Origin of the sequence: Streptomyces sp. NPDC048192, from assembly GCF_043202415.1 — a bacterium.
In the GTDB taxonomy this organism is placed as follows: Bacteria; Actinomycetota; Actinomycetes; order Streptomycetales; family Streptomycetaceae; genus Streptomyces.
In genome coordinates this window covers 44,315-61,141 of record NZ_JBIDAL010000029.1, presented here as the reverse complement: position 1 = coordinate 61,141, position 16,827 = coordinate 44,315, and the positions used below count along the sequence as shown (strand labels likewise).

The 16,827-nt window shown below is 68.8% G+C and carries 21 protein-coding genes and 1 pseudogene; 8 read left to right on the top strand and 14 right to left on the bottom strand.

The window, feature by feature from the left end:
• Positions 1–199: 199 nt before the first annotated feature.
• The gene (locus ACGFZN_RS38600; protein ID WP_393863155.1) at positions 200–442 is read right to left on the bottom strand and encodes a hypothetical protein; all 243 of its coding nucleotides are present in this window, start codon (positions 440–442) and stop codon (positions 200–202) included.
• Between the two features lie 547 nt (positions 443–989).
• Here ACGFZN_RS38600 and ACGFZN_RS38595 point away from each other — a divergent pair.
• The 3 genes from ACGFZN_RS38595 (at position 990) to ACGFZN_RS38585 (ending at position 4,066) form a co-directional block, all read left to right on the top strand.
• Positions 990–1,193, top strand: coding sequence for a hypothetical protein (locus ACGFZN_RS38595; RefSeq protein ID WP_393863154.1), 204 nt, complete (start codon positions 990–992; stop codon positions 1,191–1,193).
• 1,635 nt (positions 1,194–2,828) lie between these two features.
• Positions 2,829–3,095 carry a hypothetical protein gene (locus tag ACGFZN_RS38590; RefSeq protein ID WP_393863153.1) on the top strand — a complete coding sequence of 89 codons (267 nt, stop codon included), beginning with the start codon at positions 2,829–2,831 and terminating at the stop codon, positions 3,093–3,095.
• Between the two features lie 11 nt (positions 3,096–3,106).
• Positions 3,107–4,066: a helix-turn-helix domain-containing protein gene (locus tag ACGFZN_RS38585; RefSeq protein ID WP_393863152.1), complete on the top strand. Its 960-nt coding sequence runs from the start codon at positions 3,107–3,109 to the stop codon at positions 4,064–4,066.
• A 73-nt stretch (positions 4,067–4,139) separates the two neighbouring features.
• Here ACGFZN_RS38585 and ACGFZN_RS38580 read toward each other — a convergent pair whose 3' ends face one another.
• The gene (locus ACGFZN_RS38580) at positions 4,140–4,871 is read right to left on the bottom strand and encodes a hypothetical protein (RefSeq protein ID WP_393863151.1); all 732 of its coding nucleotides are present in this window, start codon (positions 4,869–4,871) and stop codon (positions 4,140–4,142) included.
• 109 nt (positions 4,872–4,980) lie between these two features.
• Between ACGFZN_RS38580 and ACGFZN_RS38575 the strand changes: the two genes are divergently transcribed.
• A complete protein-coding gene (locus ACGFZN_RS38575; protein ID WP_393863150.1) occupies positions 4,981–5,181 on the top strand; it encodes a hypothetical protein in 201 nt (66 codons plus the stop codon).
• Positions 5,182–5,301: 120 nt separating this feature from the next.
• On the opposite strand, the gene ACGFZN_RS38570 is transcribed toward ACGFZN_RS38575, so the two are convergent.
• Positions 5,302–5,901: a hypothetical protein gene (locus ACGFZN_RS38570; protein ID WP_393863149.1), complete on the bottom strand. Its 600-nt coding sequence runs from the start codon at positions 5,899–5,901 to the stop codon at positions 5,302–5,304.
• Between the two features lie 408 nt (positions 5,902–6,309).
• Between ACGFZN_RS38570 and ACGFZN_RS38565 the strand changes: the two genes are divergently transcribed.
• Complete coding sequence (locus tag ACGFZN_RS38565) at positions 6,310–6,645, top strand: hypothetical protein (protein ID WP_393863148.1); 336 nt, start codon at positions 6,310–6,312, stop codon at positions 6,643–6,645.
• 511 nt (positions 6,646–7,156) lie between these two features.
• Here ACGFZN_RS38565 and ACGFZN_RS38560 read toward each other — a convergent pair.
• The 7 genes from ACGFZN_RS38560 to ACGFZN_RS38530 all read right to left on the bottom strand — a co-directional run bounded on the left by ACGFZN_RS38560 (position 7,157) and on the right by ACGFZN_RS38530 (position 11,199).
• On the bottom strand, positions 7,157–7,495 hold the full coding sequence (locus ACGFZN_RS38560) for a hypothetical protein (protein WP_393863147.1): 339 nt from the start codon (positions 7,493–7,495) through the stop codon (positions 7,157–7,159).
• 98 nt (positions 7,496–7,593) lie between these two features.
• The gene (locus ACGFZN_RS38555) at positions 7,594–7,719 is read right to left on the bottom strand and encodes a hypothetical protein (protein WP_393863146.1); all 126 of its coding nucleotides are present in this window, start codon (positions 7,717–7,719) and stop codon (positions 7,594–7,596) included.
• A 325-nt stretch (positions 7,720–8,044) separates the two neighbouring features.
• A complete protein-coding gene (locus ACGFZN_RS38550; RefSeq protein WP_393863145.1) occupies positions 8,045–8,887 on the bottom strand; it encodes a helix-turn-helix domain-containing protein in 843 nt (280 codons plus the stop codon).
• The gene (locus ACGFZN_RS38545) at positions 8,884–9,420 is read right to left on the bottom strand and encodes a DUF6879 family protein (RefSeq protein ID WP_393863144.1); all 537 of its coding nucleotides are present in this window, start codon (positions 9,418–9,420) and stop codon (positions 8,884–8,886) included. Before ACGFZN_RS38545 ends, ACGFZN_RS38550 begins: the two co-directional genes overlap by 4 nt.
• A gap of 5 nt (positions 9,421–9,425) precedes the next feature.
• A complete protein-coding gene (locus ACGFZN_RS38540; protein ID WP_393863143.1) occupies positions 9,426–9,662 on the bottom strand; it encodes a hypothetical protein in 237 nt (78 codons plus the stop codon).
• Positions 9,663–9,808: 146 nt separating this feature from the next.
• Complete coding sequence (locus tag ACGFZN_RS38535; protein ID WP_393863142.1) at positions 9,809–9,976, bottom strand: hypothetical protein; 168 nt, start codon at positions 9,974–9,976, stop codon at positions 9,809–9,811.
• 707 nt (positions 9,977–10,683) lie between these two features.
• The gene (locus ACGFZN_RS38530; RefSeq protein ID WP_393863141.1) at positions 10,684–11,199 is read right to left on the bottom strand and encodes a hypothetical protein; all 516 of its coding nucleotides are present in this window, start codon (positions 11,197–11,199) and stop codon (positions 10,684–10,686) included.
• A gap of 370 nt (positions 11,200–11,569) precedes the next feature.
• Here ACGFZN_RS38530 and ACGFZN_RS38525 point away from each other — a divergent pair, with 370 nt between their 5' ends.
• The 3 genes from ACGFZN_RS38525 to ACGFZN_RS38515 all read left to right on the top strand — a co-directional run bounded on the left by ACGFZN_RS38525 (position 11,570) and on the right by ACGFZN_RS38515 (position 13,167).
• The gene (locus ACGFZN_RS38525) at positions 11,570–11,725 is read left to right on the top strand and encodes a hypothetical protein (RefSeq protein ID WP_393863140.1); all 156 of its coding nucleotides are present in this window, start codon (positions 11,570–11,572) and stop codon (positions 11,723–11,725) included.
• Positions 11,726–12,065: 340 nt separating this feature from the next.
• On the top strand, positions 12,066–12,512 hold the full coding sequence (locus ACGFZN_RS38520) for a hypothetical protein (protein WP_393863139.1): 447 nt from the start codon (positions 12,066–12,068) through the stop codon (positions 12,510–12,512).
• A 286-nt stretch (positions 12,513–12,798) separates the two neighbouring features.
• Positions 12,799–13,167, top strand: coding sequence for a hypothetical protein (locus ACGFZN_RS38515; RefSeq protein WP_393863138.1), 369 nt, complete (start codon positions 12,799–12,801; stop codon positions 13,165–13,167).
• A gap of 180 nt (positions 13,168–13,347) precedes the next feature.
• Here ACGFZN_RS38515 and ACGFZN_RS38510 read toward each other — a convergent pair whose 3' ends face one another.
• From ACGFZN_RS38510 to ACGFZN_RS38495, 4 genes and pseudogenes are all read right to left on the bottom strand, one after another.
• Positions 13,348–13,911 carry a Uma2 family endonuclease gene (locus ACGFZN_RS38510; RefSeq protein WP_393863137.1) on the bottom strand — a complete coding sequence of 188 codons (564 nt, stop codon included), beginning with the start codon at positions 13,909–13,911 and terminating at the stop codon, positions 13,348–13,350.
• Positions 13,912–13,954: 43 nt separating this feature from the next.
• Positions 13,955–14,136, bottom strand: a pseudogene (locus ACGFZN_RS38505) (XRE family transcriptional regulator); the annotation flags it as partial.
• 206 nt (positions 14,137–14,342) lie between these two features.
• The gene (locus ACGFZN_RS38500; protein ID WP_393863136.1) at positions 14,343–15,680 is read right to left on the bottom strand and encodes a replicative DNA helicase; all 1,338 of its coding nucleotides are present in this window, start codon (positions 15,678–15,680) and stop codon (positions 14,343–14,345) included.
• Positions 15,677–16,804, bottom strand: a complete 1,128-nt coding sequence (locus ACGFZN_RS38495) for a hypothetical protein (RefSeq protein ID WP_393863135.1) — start codon at positions 16,802–16,804, stop codon at positions 15,677–15,679. Before ACGFZN_RS38495 ends, ACGFZN_RS38500 begins: the two co-directional genes overlap by 4 nt.
• Positions 16,805–16,827: the final 23 nt, after the last annotated feature.

The following is a 16,827-nucleotide window of genomic DNA, read 5'->3' as shown; positions in this document are numbered from 1 at the left end:
CCTTCACCGTGAGCATGACGCTATCCGTCAGCAGCGGCGTCCGCACGGAGTTCCGCCTGCCCGGCCCCGGCGAACCTTCCCGGTCAGAGCACTAGATCGTCGCCTACGCCATGGGCATCGCCCACCTCGACCCGATCTCGCACGGCCTGATCTTCGAGTGGTTCCTAGGACGAGGACTTCATCAAGCGGGCGAAGAGCTTCACCACGTTGTCGCCTGCCTATTCGGGAAGCCGACGCCGTCGGCGGCATCACCTCCATCGGGGAGTACAAGGTCACGCCCCTGCCGGAGTTCTCCAAAACCAAGGACTTCATCCTCCTCATCAACAAGAAGCTGCTCTCTGTCGTCGAGGACAGGCGGCGAGGGGATGCCGGTCGAGGTGATCCGATACGTGCCCAACCGCTCGACCATCAGGGTGCGGAACGGCCCGCCGACTCCGGACACTCACCGATCCCGGTCACCGCCGAGGTGCACGGTGGGATCGACGTCAACGGCAAGATGTCCGCCATCAGAGCTTGATCCGAGGGCGACACGCTCTGCACGGCGTCTCTCCGGTTGGACTGGCGTGAGACGACCTGGAGTCCTCTTCGAGCTGGAGGAGGTGCAATTCGAGCCAGACGCGCTCATGCAGAAGTTCGGCCTGGTGACGAGCAGATGCACCGGCTGATCCAGTGCGCAGTGAGGTCCGGGGCGGAGAAGGCCACCTCCAGACCACGAGATCTACAACTTTCTGGTCGCAGCCATCGGCCGGTTCATCTGAGCAGTAGCCGATGCGCTTGGCGGGCGTGCGGCTGACGGCCGGTGAGCCTCAACCTCTCTGGCAGGGCCGTCTGGTTGTCAGTGCCGGGCCGTAGGGTGGTGCGTTAGCCGAAGGCCCTTCGGACGACGAAGGGAGACCCTGCGAAGCCATGCCCTAGGAAGCTGCTTCGCGAACGGGTCTCCCCTTCGCCTGACGTCGGGCCGCCGTTTCCGTCGAAGGAGTCCAGAAGCCGTGACGTCCCTTGACCGTACCTCAGCGGGTACGGACGCCTCCGCTACCCGTCTCTACCCGTGGCTGCCGGTCGTGACCACCCTGGCGACCCTCGCCACGGTGCTCGTTCTCGCCCTGACCGGCAACAGCACCGCGGCGGCCGCCGTCGCGGCCGCGGGGGCCGCGGCCGGCGGCGTGCAGATCACCGTGCACATCCGGCGCTGAGCAACGCGCGGGCGCCCTGCGGGGCCGCCCGCTCATGCTCAAGCCGGTGTGCGAGATCTCCAAGGCCACGTCCACTCCTCCCTGTCTGCGGACACAGTAGAGGCAGGCACTGACAACGCCCCCTGACCGGTGATTATCGCGAACAGGTCCGGGCCTACCGCATCCACGACTACCTGGTCCGGCACGGGCGGGTCAGCCAGCGCTGAGCCGCGCAGCGGCTGCACCCCACTAGGGGGACGAGATGAACAAGTACGTGCAGTTCATCTAGTCCCGTCGGCCCTTGCCCTCCCGGTGAGGGCCGACGGCCTTGGCCACCGGTCCGCGAGGCGTGGGTAAGAGAAGGCATCCGGCACGCCGTACCCGGTAGAACGCGAAGGCCGAGGCCGACATCTTCCGGAACTTCGCCCGGAACGCGGCGGAGTCGGCGGCCAGGAGCCGGCCGTGGGCGTTCTAGGCACCCGCCGAGTCGGTTGCGAAGATCGCAGCCTTCGTAGACCGGGTCGTCATCGAGGTCGACGCGTTCAAGGGCCATGGTGGACTTCATCGCCGACTTCGTGAGGAAGGGCAAGAAGCACGACGCCCACGTGCGGTACATGGGCTCCCAGGAGTTCATCGACTCCGTCTACGGCGTCAAGGGGACGGCTTCCGCAAGCGTGACCGCGAGATGGTCATCCTCTTCCTCGGCGACCCCCAGTTCGTCAAGAGCCGCTCGTACGATGATCACCGTGACCGCCCGCCGCAACCTTGGCACGGGCCCAGAGGCTCCCGCCCAGGGCATCCGCGCCGCACAGGCCGACCTTCTCGACGCGCTGCCCGGCGTCCGTCTGCCAGACCTCAGCGAGTTGCGAGCCCGCGGGGTTTTCGGCGCTCACTCCGCAGCACCGCCGTCCCCTCGGCGGGTCCTCGGACCGGGTGGCACGGAGGACACGGTCCCGGAGTCCTCCGCCTGACGCGCGCACTCTGCTCGCCCGGCGCGGGCAGAGTGTGCCGTGGCGACGGTCGTAGCGCAGAGGAGCCTCCGGATGGTCATGGCCCCGGGGGCTCCGTGCTGTCTCTGGCGGACGCGGCCACGGCCGTCGAAGAGCCGCCGCCGCTCGCTCCCTGCTCACACGAAGAGCCGGTACCAGAGGCGATACCGGCTCTCGGCGGCGTCGCGCTGCAACGCGAGGCCGTAGGGTCCCTGTTCGGCTTTCGGTTGGAGTCAGCAGCAATCAGGGCAGGGGCCGCCCCAGTCGGTGCAAGCCCAAGTGCGCGGATCGTCGCAGTGCCTTGAATCTGGCGCAAGCCAGATTGGGGCATGGGTGCATCAACTCGTGCACTATCACGAGGGACTGACACTTTCTGCGATCTTGGTTGCGACGGCAGACCCGCAGGTCACCGTTGCGCATGGGTCAGAACGCTGACTCTGCGTCGCAGTTTTCGCAGTCATGCATCTATAGATGCGTTGGGGCGCCCACGCATCAAACCCCGTCGAGAGACCGTGGAGAAGGACTTCCTGCCTCTTGCGGCTGCCACCATCTTGTCCACGCACCACGCTGCGGGCGGCTGCAACCGCCCGCGTGGTTCGCCTGGTTGGAGTCAGTGGCAGGTGTCCGGCGGCCGTGGGTCGCCGGACCCGAACAGCAGGGAGGCCCTGTGCCCAAGCCCCGTTCCGCCGTTTCCTGTGTGGAGAACGGCACCCCGCCCCAGCGGCGCCTCGGTGGTGCCGAGGCCGTCGTCATCATCGTGATCATCACCATGGCCGCCGCCCTGGCCACCTTCGCCGGCATGACGCTGCCCGTCGTGCTGCAGCTTCTTCTCGGCGCCGGTCTGGTCGCCGTCCTCCTGGTCGCCTTGGTCACCGGAACGTCCACCCGGGGCCTGCGTGCCGCCCTGCGCGCCCTGCTGACGTCGGCTGCGTGAGGTGACGGTTCATGTGCCGTCCCGAGAGACCGCTCACCACCAGCAATAAGGCGCTGCGCGAGCTGCAGGAGTGGCTGCGCGAACAGCGGAAGCGCACCCGGCAGGGCTACCGTGCCCTGTCGGTGCGAGCCGGCTGCCACGCCACGACGCTGCAGCGGGCCGCGTCCGGCGAAACCGTTCCGAAGCTGCAGACAGTGCTGAACTACGCACGGGCCTGCGACGCCCCACCCGAGGAAGCGCGGCTGCTGTGGAAGCGGGCCCGATATGAGGAGACTCGCCTCGCGCGGGCCGGCCGAGGCCGGCCCGCCCCGCGCCCGGCGTTCATCCGCGACTTCGTCGACCTGGGCGCGGCTCTGGTGGAGCTGTACGAGAAGGCCGGCTCACCACCGCTGCGCACCATGGAGCAGCGGGCAGGCGGGTACGGCGCCCTGCCACGCAGTAGTGCGCACCGCATCGTGAACAAGCAGGCGATGCCACACGGCCTCCGGCAGTTCCAGGCGTACCTGCGGGCCTGCGAAGTGCCGGAGGCGGAGTGGCCGGACTGGGAGGCTGCCTGGACGCGCGCGTGGCGACACGAGAAGCACGACGACTTCGTCGCTCTGGGTATCACCGCTGACAGTGCCGTGGTGGGAACGGCGGCGGCCGACGCCTGGGACATGTTGCAGGGAACTGCCGGGCGTCTTTTCCGAGACCACCCCGGTTACCTCCAAGACCGTGCCATTTCCAACCTCGATCCCCTCGTCGCCGCCAGCGACGGCACACGCCGCACGGCTTCGCTGGTCTACGAGCCGCTGTCCGAGTCGCGCCGCAAAGCCGTCCCGATGGCGCGATCCGAGCGGGTCCAGCAGGTACGAGGACGGGTTAGGCGGATAGGGAGGGCACCACACGAGCGCTTCCCCGATCGGTCCGTGCAAGGGCAGCTGCCCTTCCCTATCGGTGAGGCGGAGGTGGAGACCGGCGCCCTGTTCTAGGCGACGGGAGGCGCGCAGGTGCATAGCGAAGCCCCGGGAGGTTGTCCCAGGGCGGTTCGCTGACGGCACGGGATCAGCGTCCGAGGGAGGGACCGGAGCGTCCCTGGCTGGGTGGTTCGTAGCGGTACTCCCGCTGTGCCCGCAGGGCATTCTCGCGGGCCTGTTCGGCGGCCTGATGCTGGGCCTGTTTGATGTGGGCGGCGCGCTCCTGCACCTCGCGGGCGTGCTGGGTGGGGGCCTCGGCGGCCATGCGGGTGCGCAGCGCGTTCTCCTCCTGCAGCTTGCCTGCCGTTGCCGTGAGGCGGGTTGCCTCCTTCTGGTGTTCGCTGGCCTGTCGTTCGGCGTTAGCCGCGGCCCGGGCGACGCCGTTGTTGGTAATCCGCTCGATGTCCGGGAGCCGTTCGCGCATCGTGGCGAGCCGGGTCTGCAGCTCGTCGACGGTGCTCGGTCCCTCCCGGCGGGATCCCTGCTTCTTGAACCAGCCGACCGTCTCGGGACTGCGGATCGTGGCCCACGCCTCGCGGTGCGCGGTCTCGGCGGCCCGGCTGGCACGGAGGATCTCCCGGTACGCCGCGGTCTCCTTCTTGCCGTACTCGGCGGCGAGCCCGAGAGTCTCCTTGCGGCTGGTGCCGGCCAGCCGCAAGGCGAGGCGGGACTTGGTCTCGGCCTCATGCCGCAGCGCTTCCCCGGCCTGCTGCTCGGCGGCCCGTTCGGCGGCCGCCGTCCGCGCGAGCTGGTCGGCGCGATCCAGGACCTCGGCGACCTGCCGGGCCTGCTCCTGGCCAGGCGTGAGGGGCGCGGCCAAGGCCTCTCGCTTGGCCTCGGCCTGGCGGGCGAAGTCGGCGGCCAGGCGCTCGGCACGGCGGGCCTGCGCAGTCCGCTCAGCGCTCAGCGACGTGAGCCGCTAAGCGCCGATGTGCCCGTACGGGCGATCCCGCCACGCCCTGATCGAGCTGTGGAACACCCACGCCGCCGCCACTCCTCTGGAGGGCGACTGGGCCCTGGCCACGACCTCCTACAACCGCATCAAGGCCGAGCTCGACGGCGTCGTCGCCCGGGGCGAAACCGTCCGCATCGTCCTGGACGACGGTATGACCCATGGCGCCGGCGACTGACAACGCGGGGAGGAGGCGAACCACTTGGATCTCCGGACCGCCTCCCTGGTCGGACCGTCACGCCATACACCGGGGCGGAGTGGCCTGTGCGCCCCGCCTCGCCGCCGCACGTGTTTGCTGTCAGGCGCCCAGGTCGTTGCCGGTCAGGTGCACCGTGTACTCGACACCGGCCTGCTCTGCCTGCCGGGCCATCGCGGTGGCGTACTCGGTGCGCGCCTGCCGGTCCTGTTCGCTGATGGGCGGGTGCAGGGGGTCGGTGGCCGGGGCGGGCCACAGTTGGATCAGGTGGCGCTCACCGCGGTCACCGATGCCGGGTTCGTAGTCGTCTGCATGGCAGTACAGCCGCATCCTCACCCACTTGTCCGCGCCCGGTGACGCAGACATGGAGAGAGCGGGTTCGTCCTCTGGCCATGCTTCCGAGACCTCACCTGGGTCGAGGAGCTCCAGGTGGAGGGAACCGCCGTGGGACAGCAAACTTATCTCCTCTGCCGGCTCCCACCGGTCGGCGGTCTCCGGGGCAGGCTGACTGTCATGGACCTGGACGGTCATCTGCAGGGGTCCTGTGTCGGTGGTGGTAAGGATGACGGCGCTGGACGGGTCGACGGGTCCGCAGCGCCAGCCGTACGGCATCTCGGCCGGGTAGCCGTCGTGCTCGGCGAACCCGACGATGTAGCCGTCCTCACCGAGGTCGACGGTGAATACCGCCTCGTGCACCAGCATCAAAAGCCCCCTACTTCGCACACCGAGAGGTGCCCCTCCCTCTCTTCGGCCAGGAAGGACACCCCTCGGTGTAGCACATGCGGTGTCCTGGATCAGACGATCACATAGAAGGGGTCCGATAGCCCCGGCTTTTTCGCGTTCCGGCAACGATGGTGCCTTCGTCCGGTAGGGCTGACAGAGTGTCTCCACCCAATCGCGCCACTTCTGGGGGGAATCGTGCGCCGCTCTGTCTCGGCTGTCGTCCTGCTCGCCTGCCTGCCTCTCACCGCCTGCGCCGCAACGAAGGCCTCCCGGGCCACTCCGGCCGTCACAGTGACGCGCACCGTGCCGGCCTCGGCGTCGCCCAGGCCTAGGCCCTCATCCACCAGCCCCACGCCGACATCGCCAGCACCGGCTACGACGGCCGTTGTGGTGCGCACGGCGCCCCCGGCGACTCCTCGACCGCATCTGACGAACGCCTCTGCGGTGGTCTCGCAGTACTACCAGGACATCACCGATCACGAGTACAGAGCCGCGTGGGCACTCGGTGGCTCCAACATCGCCGGAACGACCTACGACCGGTGGGTGGCTGGGTTCGGCACGACCGAGAGCATCACCCTGGGGACCATCAGCGAGTTCGGGGCGTCCCGCGTCCACGCCGTGCTGTACGCCACCCAGACTGATGGCACGCTCAAGACGTATGCTGGCGACTACTCCGTCGCCGACGGCGTCCTCGTCGGCGCCTCGATCAGGCAAATCAGCTGACCTGGGGACAGGAGGAGTCATGAACCTGATTGAGCGTACAGCCGTCGACTTACGCCGCGACGGCTCGCCCGGGCGCCGGCGGAGGCATCCTGAACGTCGCCGGAGGCACGGTGTCGCAGTCGGCTCCACAACGGCGGTCAACAACGCCCCGGACAACTGCACCCCGCCCGGATCCGTCCCCGGCTGCACTGGCTGACCGCCCACAGGGCGACCGCATCGACGCCTTCGTGTGGTCGCCCCCGATGAGGGCGGGAACGACCACGTCTCGAGCGGACGACCTTTTGCTCCCGATTCGCCGTCGGAGCCCGCTGGAGTCCTGCCCACTCCCGGAGCGGTCGGCGTCGCTGCCGGGGGCGGGAGCATCAGCGGCGCGTGGGTGCCGTCTGCTGGGGGGCGCGGCGACAGGGCCACGCGTGGATGACGATGACGGTGCCAGCACCGGTTGCGCCGTGGATGTGGACTTCCTTCCGTCCGTCTTCGGGCCGGAACGGTTCGGTGCAGCGTGCGCAGTTCATCGGCGGAGCTCCAGGGCGAGAGAGTGCAGGGCGCGGCGGGTCTCACAGTTCGAAGCGTCATCGGTGCACTGCTCGCACAGGCCGGGGTGGTCGTTGCGGGCGGCCAGCACGGCGCGCCGCGTGCAGGAGCGGCAGGCTCGCGGGAACCAGTGCTCGCCGTCCGTGTCGCGCTCGCCGAGGTCGATCGCTGTCGCGGTGGACAGCGGCCCGGCGCACCACACGCACTCGGCGCCGCGTGCCCGCGCGTCCGGGAGGACCTCGAGCGGGGGCAGCAGGATGAGCGGCAGCAACTCGGCGGGGATGTCGACGAGTGGTCTGGTCTCGGCGGCCGTCATGCACGGGCCTCCACTTCTGAGAGGTAGCCGCCGGGGCCGAACGCGGCGGTGATGAGTGCGAGATCGTTGAGGTGGCCTGTCCCGTCGGGGCGCCGGAGTCAGAACAGGCCGTCCACCTGCCAGCCCGTCGGCGGGCAGGGCAGCAGCCAGCCCGCTGTGTGCACGGTCAGGTGCCGGACGTCGGCGAGTTCGTCAGCCGTGTTGGGTTCGATCAGCCAGAACATCCGGTCGGCGTTGGGGTCGGGGAGGACGGGGCCGTGCGGCGAGGAGTTACGGAGCCGGGAGGCCGCTGGCCAGCCTCGTATCAGGCTGAACTCGGCGAACGAGCCAGTGCGCGCCGGAGGCGATGGGGGCGAGGGTCTCCTGTTCCCATGCCGCGTGGACGGCAGCCGGGTCGTCGCTGCATGAGGCAAGCCAGGTGTCCCCGGCCTCGTATTGCGCGGCGGGCACGTCGGTTGAGCCATGACCGGACGGTATGCAGGGCGGTTGTTTCCATGTGCGCCGATTGCGGGGGATTGCGCGTGCGCTCGCCGTGTTGGAGCGGGTTGCTCAACCGAGGTCGAGTGAGGCCCTTGCCCGGCCGATCAGACGGCGTGCCTGCTGCCCGTGGACGGCGGACTCGACCAGCCGATCCCACACGCGGCCGTACAGAGCGACGTCCTCTGCGGACTCCAGCATGAACTCGGTGTTGATGGTTTCGACGACCACGTGCCGTTCATCGAAGATCCAAAACCCGTGCTTCGGGGACAACTTCAACCGTGCGCCGAACGGCACGATGCCCAAGGTGATTTGCGGCAGCCCGATGAGCCCGATGAGCCGGTCGAGCTGGCCGGCCATCACCTCAGAGGGGCCGATGAGAGCGTGCAGCGCACCCTCCCAGATGAGAACGCTGAACGTCTTGTCGCCCTCGTACAGCACCTCTTGCCGCCTCATGCGGGCGTTCACGGCCTCGTCGGTGTCACGGGGCGACTGCATCAGCTCGGCGTTCAGGATGAGCAGGTGGCGGGCGTACTCGGGCGTCTGGAAGAGGCCGGGTACGACGGTTGCTTCGTAGCCGCGGACGGTCGAGGTGCGCCGGTACTCGGCGACGTACCGGTCCTGGACGGCCCGGTGTCCGGTGGCGAGCTGACGGCGCCATGAGCGCTGCTGAGACTCCAGCCCGCGTAGCCGGCTGTGGAGGTCCGCCACCTCGCCTGGAGCTCCCAGAGCGAGCGCCCAGGCCTCGAGGTCTGCTGCTGTGGCGGTCTGCTTCCCGTTCTCCAACCGGGACACCTTTGAGCGCTGCCAGCCCAGTCGCTCCGCGAGGTCTTTGCCTTGCAGGCCGGCCTCGGTGCGCAGCTCGCGCAGCCGCCCACCGAGGGCCTCACGGCCAGACTGGTAATCCGTGCTCACCTAGCAGACGCTACCTGCGCCTGGAACTGCCTGGTAGGGACAGCGAAGTGCAAGGCGGCGTCGCGGGCCTGGCAGGCGCGGACGACTGTCTCGGCGTCCTGGAGGACGTGGACGCCGACCGTCACATCGGTCTCGTCGATCACGAACTTCACGACCGTGCGGGAGTCGAACAGCCAGAAGTCGTAGTCCGGCAGTCCGAGCCGTACAGCGTCTGCACGCCACAGGTTGCGGATGTCCTCGCCCGCGGCAACGTTGCCGATCCCGGTCGCCAGCAAGAAGCGCTGCCCTTCGGTCGGCGGGTCGTCGACGAGGCGCACCCGTCCGATCCGCTTCCCCTGCCCCGTCTGCTTGCGCACGTTGGCGTGCCAGGGGCTGGCCGGGTCGTAGTCGAAGGCCTCGCCGTTCTGGAAGCGCGTCCAGTTCGGGCTTACGCGGTCGGTGGCGTAGCCGCGCTGGGTCTCCAGCCGCCAGGCGGTGTGCTCGAAATCCGTGAACAGGTGGGTGATCTCGTCGAACGGGATCAGGTCCGGCACGCCGCCTACTCCTTCTCCTGCGACTCGTCGGCCTGCTCTGTGTCCCGTGGTGCGAAGCGGGTGAGCAGCTCGCGGGGGACGACGACGAATGTCTCCGAGTCCTTCACGTCTCGCAGCTGGGCGAGGTGCTCGGGGTCGGTGAGGTGGTCGCCCTGCACGACGAGGTCGCCGGTCTCCACGACCTCGTACAGGGTCGGGCAATTGCCATGTTCTGATGTGGTGCCGATAAACCTGAGCGTCATGGGTGCTCTCCGTTCTGGCTGGTCGAGCGTCCAGAATGCTGCGGATCGCGCGCGTACGCCGGGGGATTGCTCGAGATTGCGCCTGATGCTGAGTGAGCACTCGCCGGTCTGCAACCGCGTTGCAATGCGCGTTCTGTGGGGGTCGCTTACGGTGCCGTCATCGGCGGATGCTTGTCACACCACTCCCTGGCGCGGACCGCAGCAACGTCCTCGAAGCCCTGCGCTCCGTCCAAGTGGTCCGCCGTGCACCAGCTGGGGCAGGTCGAGGTGAGGGAACCGCCCGTCTTCAGCGGGTAGGTGGGTCCGCTCGCCACCGCCAGCTCCTGCCGCAGGATTACGGCTCGCGTGCCAAGCCCGCCGGGAGATGCGCCGCCGGATGCTGGGCAACGGCTACTGCGCTCGCAACGTCGAGGTGGACTGCCACTTCGAGTCGCTCTGCGAGTCCTGCACGTTCTTCGTCACCATGATCGAGTGAAGCGCTCCAGGTCTGGTGGAGGCTCCGGCCTGCCCCGACCTCTCCCCCGCCGACATTCCCCGCCTGGCGTCACCGCCGCGCTGACGGCGACACGGGCGCGGCGACCCCGCCGACGCACAAGCCGCTGAGCGTACCCTGATCCCCGGCCGCGACCGCGCCGCCCATCCCGCCCGTCTCCTTCACTCCAGCCAAGGAACCTGGGCGAAAGCGGCCGCAACGGGGATGTCAGCGGGCCGACCACGCAGAAACCGTGTGGTGACCTGCACGGACACGGAGACGGTTCTCCGGGTCGCGCAACAGTAGGCGCAACCCCTAGCGCAACCCGGCTCCTGGCGGCGGGCGGCGCCCGGGCCTGGCCACCAGACCTGCGCGTCTTCCCCTGCCCCGCCGATCACCATCACGCGTTCCGGGTGGACCTGCCCTGACCTGGGGCTCATCAACCGCACCACCTCCCATCAGTCAGCCTCTGAGCGGGGGCGGACCTCCGGACGCCTGTGCCGGGACATCCGGCGCGTACGGCCTGAAATGTCCCGGCGCTTGGCGGGATCAGCCGATTCCGGTGACCTGCAGGGCCGTGGTCCAGTTGTTCCTGATGGCGCTACGGGCGGCGGACAGGGTGACGGTGCCGGCACAGACGGCGTTCTTCAGCTTCGTCTCCACTCCGTCCTTGGAGTGCGCGGTCTGGGAGCCGGAGTAGGGCTCGGGCCACAGGTTGCCGGGGTCGCGGGGTGCGCCGCCGAGTTCGAGGGGGACGAGGTGGTCTTCCTCGTAGTCGGCCATGTCGGTGTCGGAGTAGCCGTAGTCGGTGATGCCCTGGGCCTTGAGGGGGTTGGTGTAGGAGGTTGGGGGGCGGACGGTGGCGGTCCAGCCGGACACGCAGATGGTGCTGTGGATGTTCGATTGGGTGACGTCGGGGTTGTAGGCGCCGGGCGTGCAGGAGGAATCGGGCAGCGGCAGGTAGGCGTGGGAACAGGTCGACGCCTGGGCGTTGCCGGCCGAGGCGGCGATCAATCCGGCGGCCCCGAGGGCCAGGGCGCAGGTGGTGGCGGTGAAGCGACGCATGTGAGGTTCTCCCGCAAAGTCGGCCCGGACAGTGGGGTGCCGGGCGGCTGACGGAATGACACCACCACTCGGTCTATGCGAGTAGACCCCGTGGAGTGAATAAAAAGTGACCTGTGCAGTTCCGAAGTACCGGGCGTCTCCCAGGTGTTGTCCTTGTTCGGCGCTCCCAACCGCAGGCGCAAGGGACGGCGATGTCATGGCCCGCTTCGATGTCGGACCGGGCTGCCGCCGTATGTGGCCGGGGGTGGATTCCCCGGATCGGGGGTTACCGCGCGACTTCTGCTTCGAGGGCAGCACGAGGCGGGCGGGGCCGACGAGGTCTGCGGAAGCCGGGCTCCTTCCCCTGGTCAGCTACGACGTGGAGAGCCAAATGAGCGACGAGAAGAAGATGGTGACCGCGCTGGTGGTCGTCGGGGTGTTCGCGGTGGTCACGTACATCGCGTTCGTCAACCCGCCGCTGGGGGTGGCGATCGGTGCCGGCGTCGCGGTGGCGACCTTGGTGTGGAGGAAGCTGCGGGAGAAGTAGCGCCGCCATCGTGAAGGTCTCCTGGACGAGCTCGTGGCCCGGGAGACCTTCGCCGTTTCCCATGTCCAGCGGCTTCTCCGGCAGGCCGACGAACCAGCTTCCATGATTTTTCCGTTCCTTCCCCCGTATCTGTCTGGATGTTGCGACTCCTTCTCTTGCAGGGCAGAGCGACGCACGAGAAGGACTGGAAGACATGGCAGTTCGACGTGTCGAGCGCGGCATGGGTGATTCATCGCCGCCGCGCTCGCCCGCCTCCGTCGAGGCGGGCGAAGGGCACACTCCGGCCGCACCGGAGAGTTCCGAGGCAGTGCTCCCTCGCCAGGCGTCGGCTACGCAGGAGGTGACATCAGACGACGCAGCCTCGGCGCACGCCCAGCTGCACAAGGAGATCAGCCAGGAGTCGTGGGAGAACCGCAACCGGCTCAGGGGCTACATCTACTCACAGGGCTACCGCGATCCAGACCTGTCGGTGCTGGAGAACGACACGCAGGTCCGCTACTACCAGGCCAGGCTGAAGCCCAACTTCGTCTTCAGCCACGGCGAGCCCTGGCCTCTGCTCGTCCAGTGCTTCCGCTACGCCCACAAAGAATTTCATCACAAGGAGGGCAAGCAGCCCAGGCCGGAGGGACACCGGAAGGCCTGGCTCCTAGCCTTCCGGGACGGCAAAGGGCCAGTGGAGATCGCCCGTGAACTCGGCATCGACCGAGGTACCGCGGCCGAGTGGCGCGACCGGGCTCAGGAGCGGCTGAAGTCCCTACCACCAGACGAGTTGGATCACCTGAGGTAGGCCCCTTCCAGGGGACACGGAGCCCGCCCTGCCCCGTGTCCCCGAGCGGAGGCCTACCGCCCGGTGCCCGCCCGGTTTGGAAAGCAGGCGAGCACCGGGGAGTGCGTGGTCTCTCTCTCCTGCGAGAAGGCCTCGTGGGATCGGCCTTAGCGGCCGCTTGAAAGGAATAGTTAGGAAGGACACTGTGCGGAACAACGCTCACGATGTCCTCGTGGAGCTCTTGCGCGAGGAGACTCGCGCCGAAGAGACCGGGGGACGCACGCCCACTCCTGAAGAGTGGGCTCACATGGACTACATCGCGGCCCGTGCCGTCACATCCGTCGACACGGACACCAGCATCGACACCGACCTCAACGCCTGCTCCGGCCCGACGGGCCTCACCAGCGCGGCCGAAGGAACCGACAACGCCATGACAACCGCATCCCTGCCGCACAGCGAGGGTCGTCAGGGCCTAACAGTTCTGGTCTTGCTTGTGGCCGTTGCCACCGGCCTGACGGCCTGGCTCTTCGTTGCCGGAGCGGCTTCCATCGGCGCCGTCACCGGAGCCGTCACCGCGTTGGTCGCCGTCCTCACCGGACTGGGCAAGACCAGCTGGCTCCTCGGACATGGCCGACGAGGCCACTCGGCAAGGGAGGGACTAATGCCACCCCACTAGGCCTCCTCCAGGACCTGCCCGCGGCCTGATAAGTCGCGCGCAGTCGCATAGCGGTCCCGGCCCCCAGCCGGGGCCGCTGTGCGTTCCTTTGAGGTCCGTTAAAAGCGCAGTGGCCGGCCGAGGAGGACCCGCTCCTTCCCGCTGCGTGGCGGCGCAGCCGGGGCGGACACAAGCGTCGGATTACCTCAACAGCCGGGCCGGATCGATCGTCAGGGGAAAGGGTTCGGTGATGTCGGTGGCCTGGCCGGCGGTCAGGCTGAGGTCCATGTAGCCGCTGCTGCCGTGCCGGGTGCCGCAGTACAGGCGGGGGGCGGGTTCGAGTTCCAGTCGCCAGTAGTGCGGGATGCCGGCCGTCGCGTATAGGGCGGGCTTCATCTTGCGGTCGGTGACTCGGGTGGAGGGCGAGGCGATCTCCACCACGAGCAGGACGTCGTGGGCGTCGATGCTCAGGCCGGCGGCCGCGGTGGCGTCCGCGTCGGCCACGACGATGTCGGGGATCAGCATGCCGTCGGGGACGATCATGTTGACCGCTTCCAGGACCTCCAGGGGCTGGCCGGCCGCGTCGGCCGCGTCCTGGAGGAGGGCCGCCAGGCGCCGGGAAGCCCGCTGGTGAGCGATGCCGGGGCTGGGACTCATGATCAGAGAGCCCCCCACCAGCTCGATCCGGTTTTTGGCGTCTTCAGGCAGGGCCAGGACGTCCGTAACCGTCCACGGCCCGATGTGACCTTCTGCTGCAACGCTCACCTTTCCTCCTGGTCTCCCCACCCCCAGTGTGCCTGCGCGAGGCCTACAGGTCGAAGGCGACCTGTTCCACGTCGGTGAACTCCACCCCCAGGCCTGGGGCGCGGCGGCCGGCGTCGCGAATGTACATCTCGCCGAGGCCTTCGGCGGTGATGTCGCGCAACTGCTGTTCCCGGCGCCGACCTGCTGGGCGTCGAAGAGCCGGGCAGCGTGGGCGGGCGGCAGGGCGAATCCCTTAGCTGCTCCGGACAGCGGGTGGGTGAACGCCGGTGTGACGGCGCGGTCCAGGCCGTCGGAGACGAGGCCCGTCGGGAAGAGGTCCCTTCAAGATCGGCTGTACGGGGCTGTGAGGGCTGGGCTCCCCGCCCAGCGAGAATTGACGCCGGGCAGGGAGATCGACCGTGGGAGAGGTCATCAGGAGCTTCTGCGGGTGGTCAGTCGGCGCTGGCCATGTCCCGGATGCGGCCGAAGTGCAGTTGGTGGGCCACGGTGACGGTGCAGGTAGGGCCGTTGCGGTTCTTGCCGATAATGAGTTCGACTTCGCCGGCGTGCGGGCTGTCGGGCTCGTAGGCGTCCGGCCGGTGCAGCAGGATGATCGCGCTGGCATCCTGCTCGATCTGCCCGGAGTCCCGCAGATCCGAGACCATCGGCCGCTTGCCCTCCCGATGCTCGGAGCCGCGGTTGAGCTGGGCGCAGCAGACGATGACCGCGCCGGTCTCTTCCGCGACGATCTTCAGTTCGCGGCTGATCTCGGAGACCCGCTCATACGGCGACTGCCGGGCGCCTCGCTGGTCGGTTTCCATCAGCTGGAGGTAATCGATGATGACGAGTGGGGCGCGGCCGGTGTCGCGGGTGAGGGCCTGGATGCGGTTGCGGAGTCGGCTGGGGGATACGCGGGCGGCGTAGTCCATCCACAGTGGCAGCGTTCGCAGATCGGGCAGGATGCGCATAAGGCGGGCCCAGTCGGCGTCTTCGACGGCCGGACCGCCGTCCATCAGGCGGTGCAGTCCCACCCGCGCCCGAGCGGCCAGGATGCGGTTGTTGACCTCGGCCTTGCCCATTTCCATGGAGTGCACGAGCGTCGGTCGACCGCTGGAAGCGTTGGCAAGGGCGACGCCGAGGGTGAGTGCGCTCTTGCCCATGGCGGGCCGGCCAGCGACCACGATCACGTTACCTGGCCGCATCTTCACGACCTGGTCTAAGTCCGTCAGACCGGTCACGGCCGCCGCCTCGACTGGCTGCTCCAGCGTCTTCAGGTGCTCGTCCAGGTCGTCCCCGAGGCGGCCGAACAGGGCCTCGCCCTCACGGTCGCCGACGGCCAGGACGTCCAGCTCGGCCTGGTGGGCGCGGATCGCATCGGCCACGTCGGTCGGGGAGATCAGGCTCGCCGTCTGCTGGGCGCGGGCAAGTGTCGCCTGGTAGCGGCGCACTGCGGCGTAGCCCTGCACCAGAGCCGCGTAGTGCTCCACCTGTCCGGGCCCGCAGGCGGCCATGGCCAGTTGCGACAGCCGGACCAGGCCGCCGGCGCGGTCTAGGTCGCCGCTGCTGCGCAGCTCGGCCTCGACCATCGGCACCCCCGTCGGCCGGCCCTTGCCGTGCAGGCGGACGATCGCCTGCCATACCGCCTCGTTCGCCGGCGACAGGGCGCTGCCGTCGCCGAGGATCCGCGAGGCGTCAGCCACGGCGTCGTAGGCCGGGGTCGCCATCAGGCAGGCCCCCAGCACGAAGGCCTCGGCCTCGCTGCTGTAGCCCTCCAGCTCCTCGCCGCTCACCGCCCCGCCTCCATTGCCACGATCACGCCCGGATGCTTACAGCGCCGCATCGGACCCTCATCGTCGTCATCCAGCACCCAGCCCAGGCCGTCACAGGCCCCGCAGGCCGCCACCAGCGCCGCCCGCCTCGCCGCGCCTGCATCAGCATGGGAGAGGCTGGTCGGTGATGTACGCGGCTTGACCGCCGAGTACAGGCGCAGGTCATCGATCCACCCCGGCAGGCACCTCGCCCAGTTCTTGGCCCCGTCGGTGTTCTTCAACACGTCCGCTTCCAGCTGTGCCCGCTGGGTGGCGTCCATCCTGGCCAGCTCAGGCCAGCCCTGCTCGCGCATCGCACGCAGCAGCTTCGGCGCGCACCGCCTGGCCGTCGCCGCGCCCGCCTGCCAGCGCTCCATCCGCTGGAGGAACCCGGTCGCCTCACGCAATTGCTCCGCAGAGAACTCCGCCTCTTGCTCCTGCTGCCTCTGTGACGGAAGCGACCTGGCTAGGGCATTGGGGGTGGAGGGGGAGGAGGAATCCTCCCCCTCCGGGGGGTGTGGGGGGAGCGGAGCGGATCGCGGGTTTCCCGCGATCCGGCTCTGGCCAGGTGAAACGCGGGTTTTCGGATCGCGGGTTTTCCGCGATCCGGGTGCGGGCTGCGGGTTTCCCGTGATCCGGCTCTGATCAGGCGAAACGCGGGTTTCCCGCGATCCGAGGGTCTGGGAATCGCGATATTCCCGCACTTCGGCTCTAGCCTGCTCTGTTGCCGCGATGCCCAGGTCTACGTACTGGCTGTTGTTGGCCGGGTTCCGGTAGACGCGGGTGACCCACGTGGGGCGCTGGGTGGACTCGTCGTAGACCGGGACGCGGGCCAGGTGGCCAGCGGCCGTCAGCCGCCTCGCGATAGCGTTGTAGCGGTCCTTGCCCATCTTCCAGCCGTGGGCCTGGAGGTCGGCACGGATCGCCTCCATGGTTGAGGGAAGGCGCGGGTCGCGCAGCAGCAGCTCCGCGAGGACTCCCAGGTCCTCAGGCTGGAGTCCCGGCGTGCGGACCAACTCCCGCCGCAGGACGACCTCTTCCGGCGGCTCCCAGTCGCGTTCGAACTGGCTGGAGCCGAAGTCATCGGGGCTTGTCGGGTAGTGCAACGGTGGTACATCTCCCCAGGCAG

Coding starts and splice junctions, on each gene's coding strand:
- ACGFZN_RS38570 (WP_393863149.1), bottom strand. CDS start 5,901: ATGCTGGTGCACGAGGCGGTATTCACCGTCGACCTCGGTGAGGACGGC.
- ACGFZN_RS38560 (WP_393863147.1), bottom strand. CDS start 7,495: ATGACGGCCGCCGAGACCAGACCACTCGTCGACATCCCCGCCGAGTTG.
- ACGFZN_RS38530 (WP_393863141.1), bottom strand. CDS start 11,199: ATGCGTCGCTTCACCGCCACCACCTGCGCCCTGGCCCTCGGGGCCGCC.
- ACGFZN_RS38585 (WP_393863152.1), top strand. CDS start 3,107: ATGTGCCGTCCCGAGAGACCGCTCACCACCAGCAATAAGGCGCTGCGC.
- ACGFZN_RS38540 (WP_393863143.1), bottom strand. CDS start 9,662: ATGACGCTCAGGTTTATCGGCACCACATCAGAACATGGCAATTGCCCG.
- ACGFZN_RS38515 (WP_393863138.1), top strand. CDS start 12,799: ATGGACTACATCGCGGCCCGTGCCGTCACATCCGTCGACACGGACACC.
- ACGFZN_RS38575 (WP_393863150.1), top strand. CDS start 4,981: ATGTGCCCGTACGGGCGATCCCGCCACGCCCTGATCGAGCTGTGGAAC.
- ACGFZN_RS38555 (WP_393863146.1), bottom strand. CDS start 7,719: ATGTTCTGGCTGATCGAACCCAACACGGCTGACGAACTCGCCGACGTC.
- ACGFZN_RS38525 (WP_393863140.1), top strand. CDS start 11,570: ATGAGCGACGAGAAGAAGATGGTGACCGCGCTGGTGGTCGTCGGGGTG.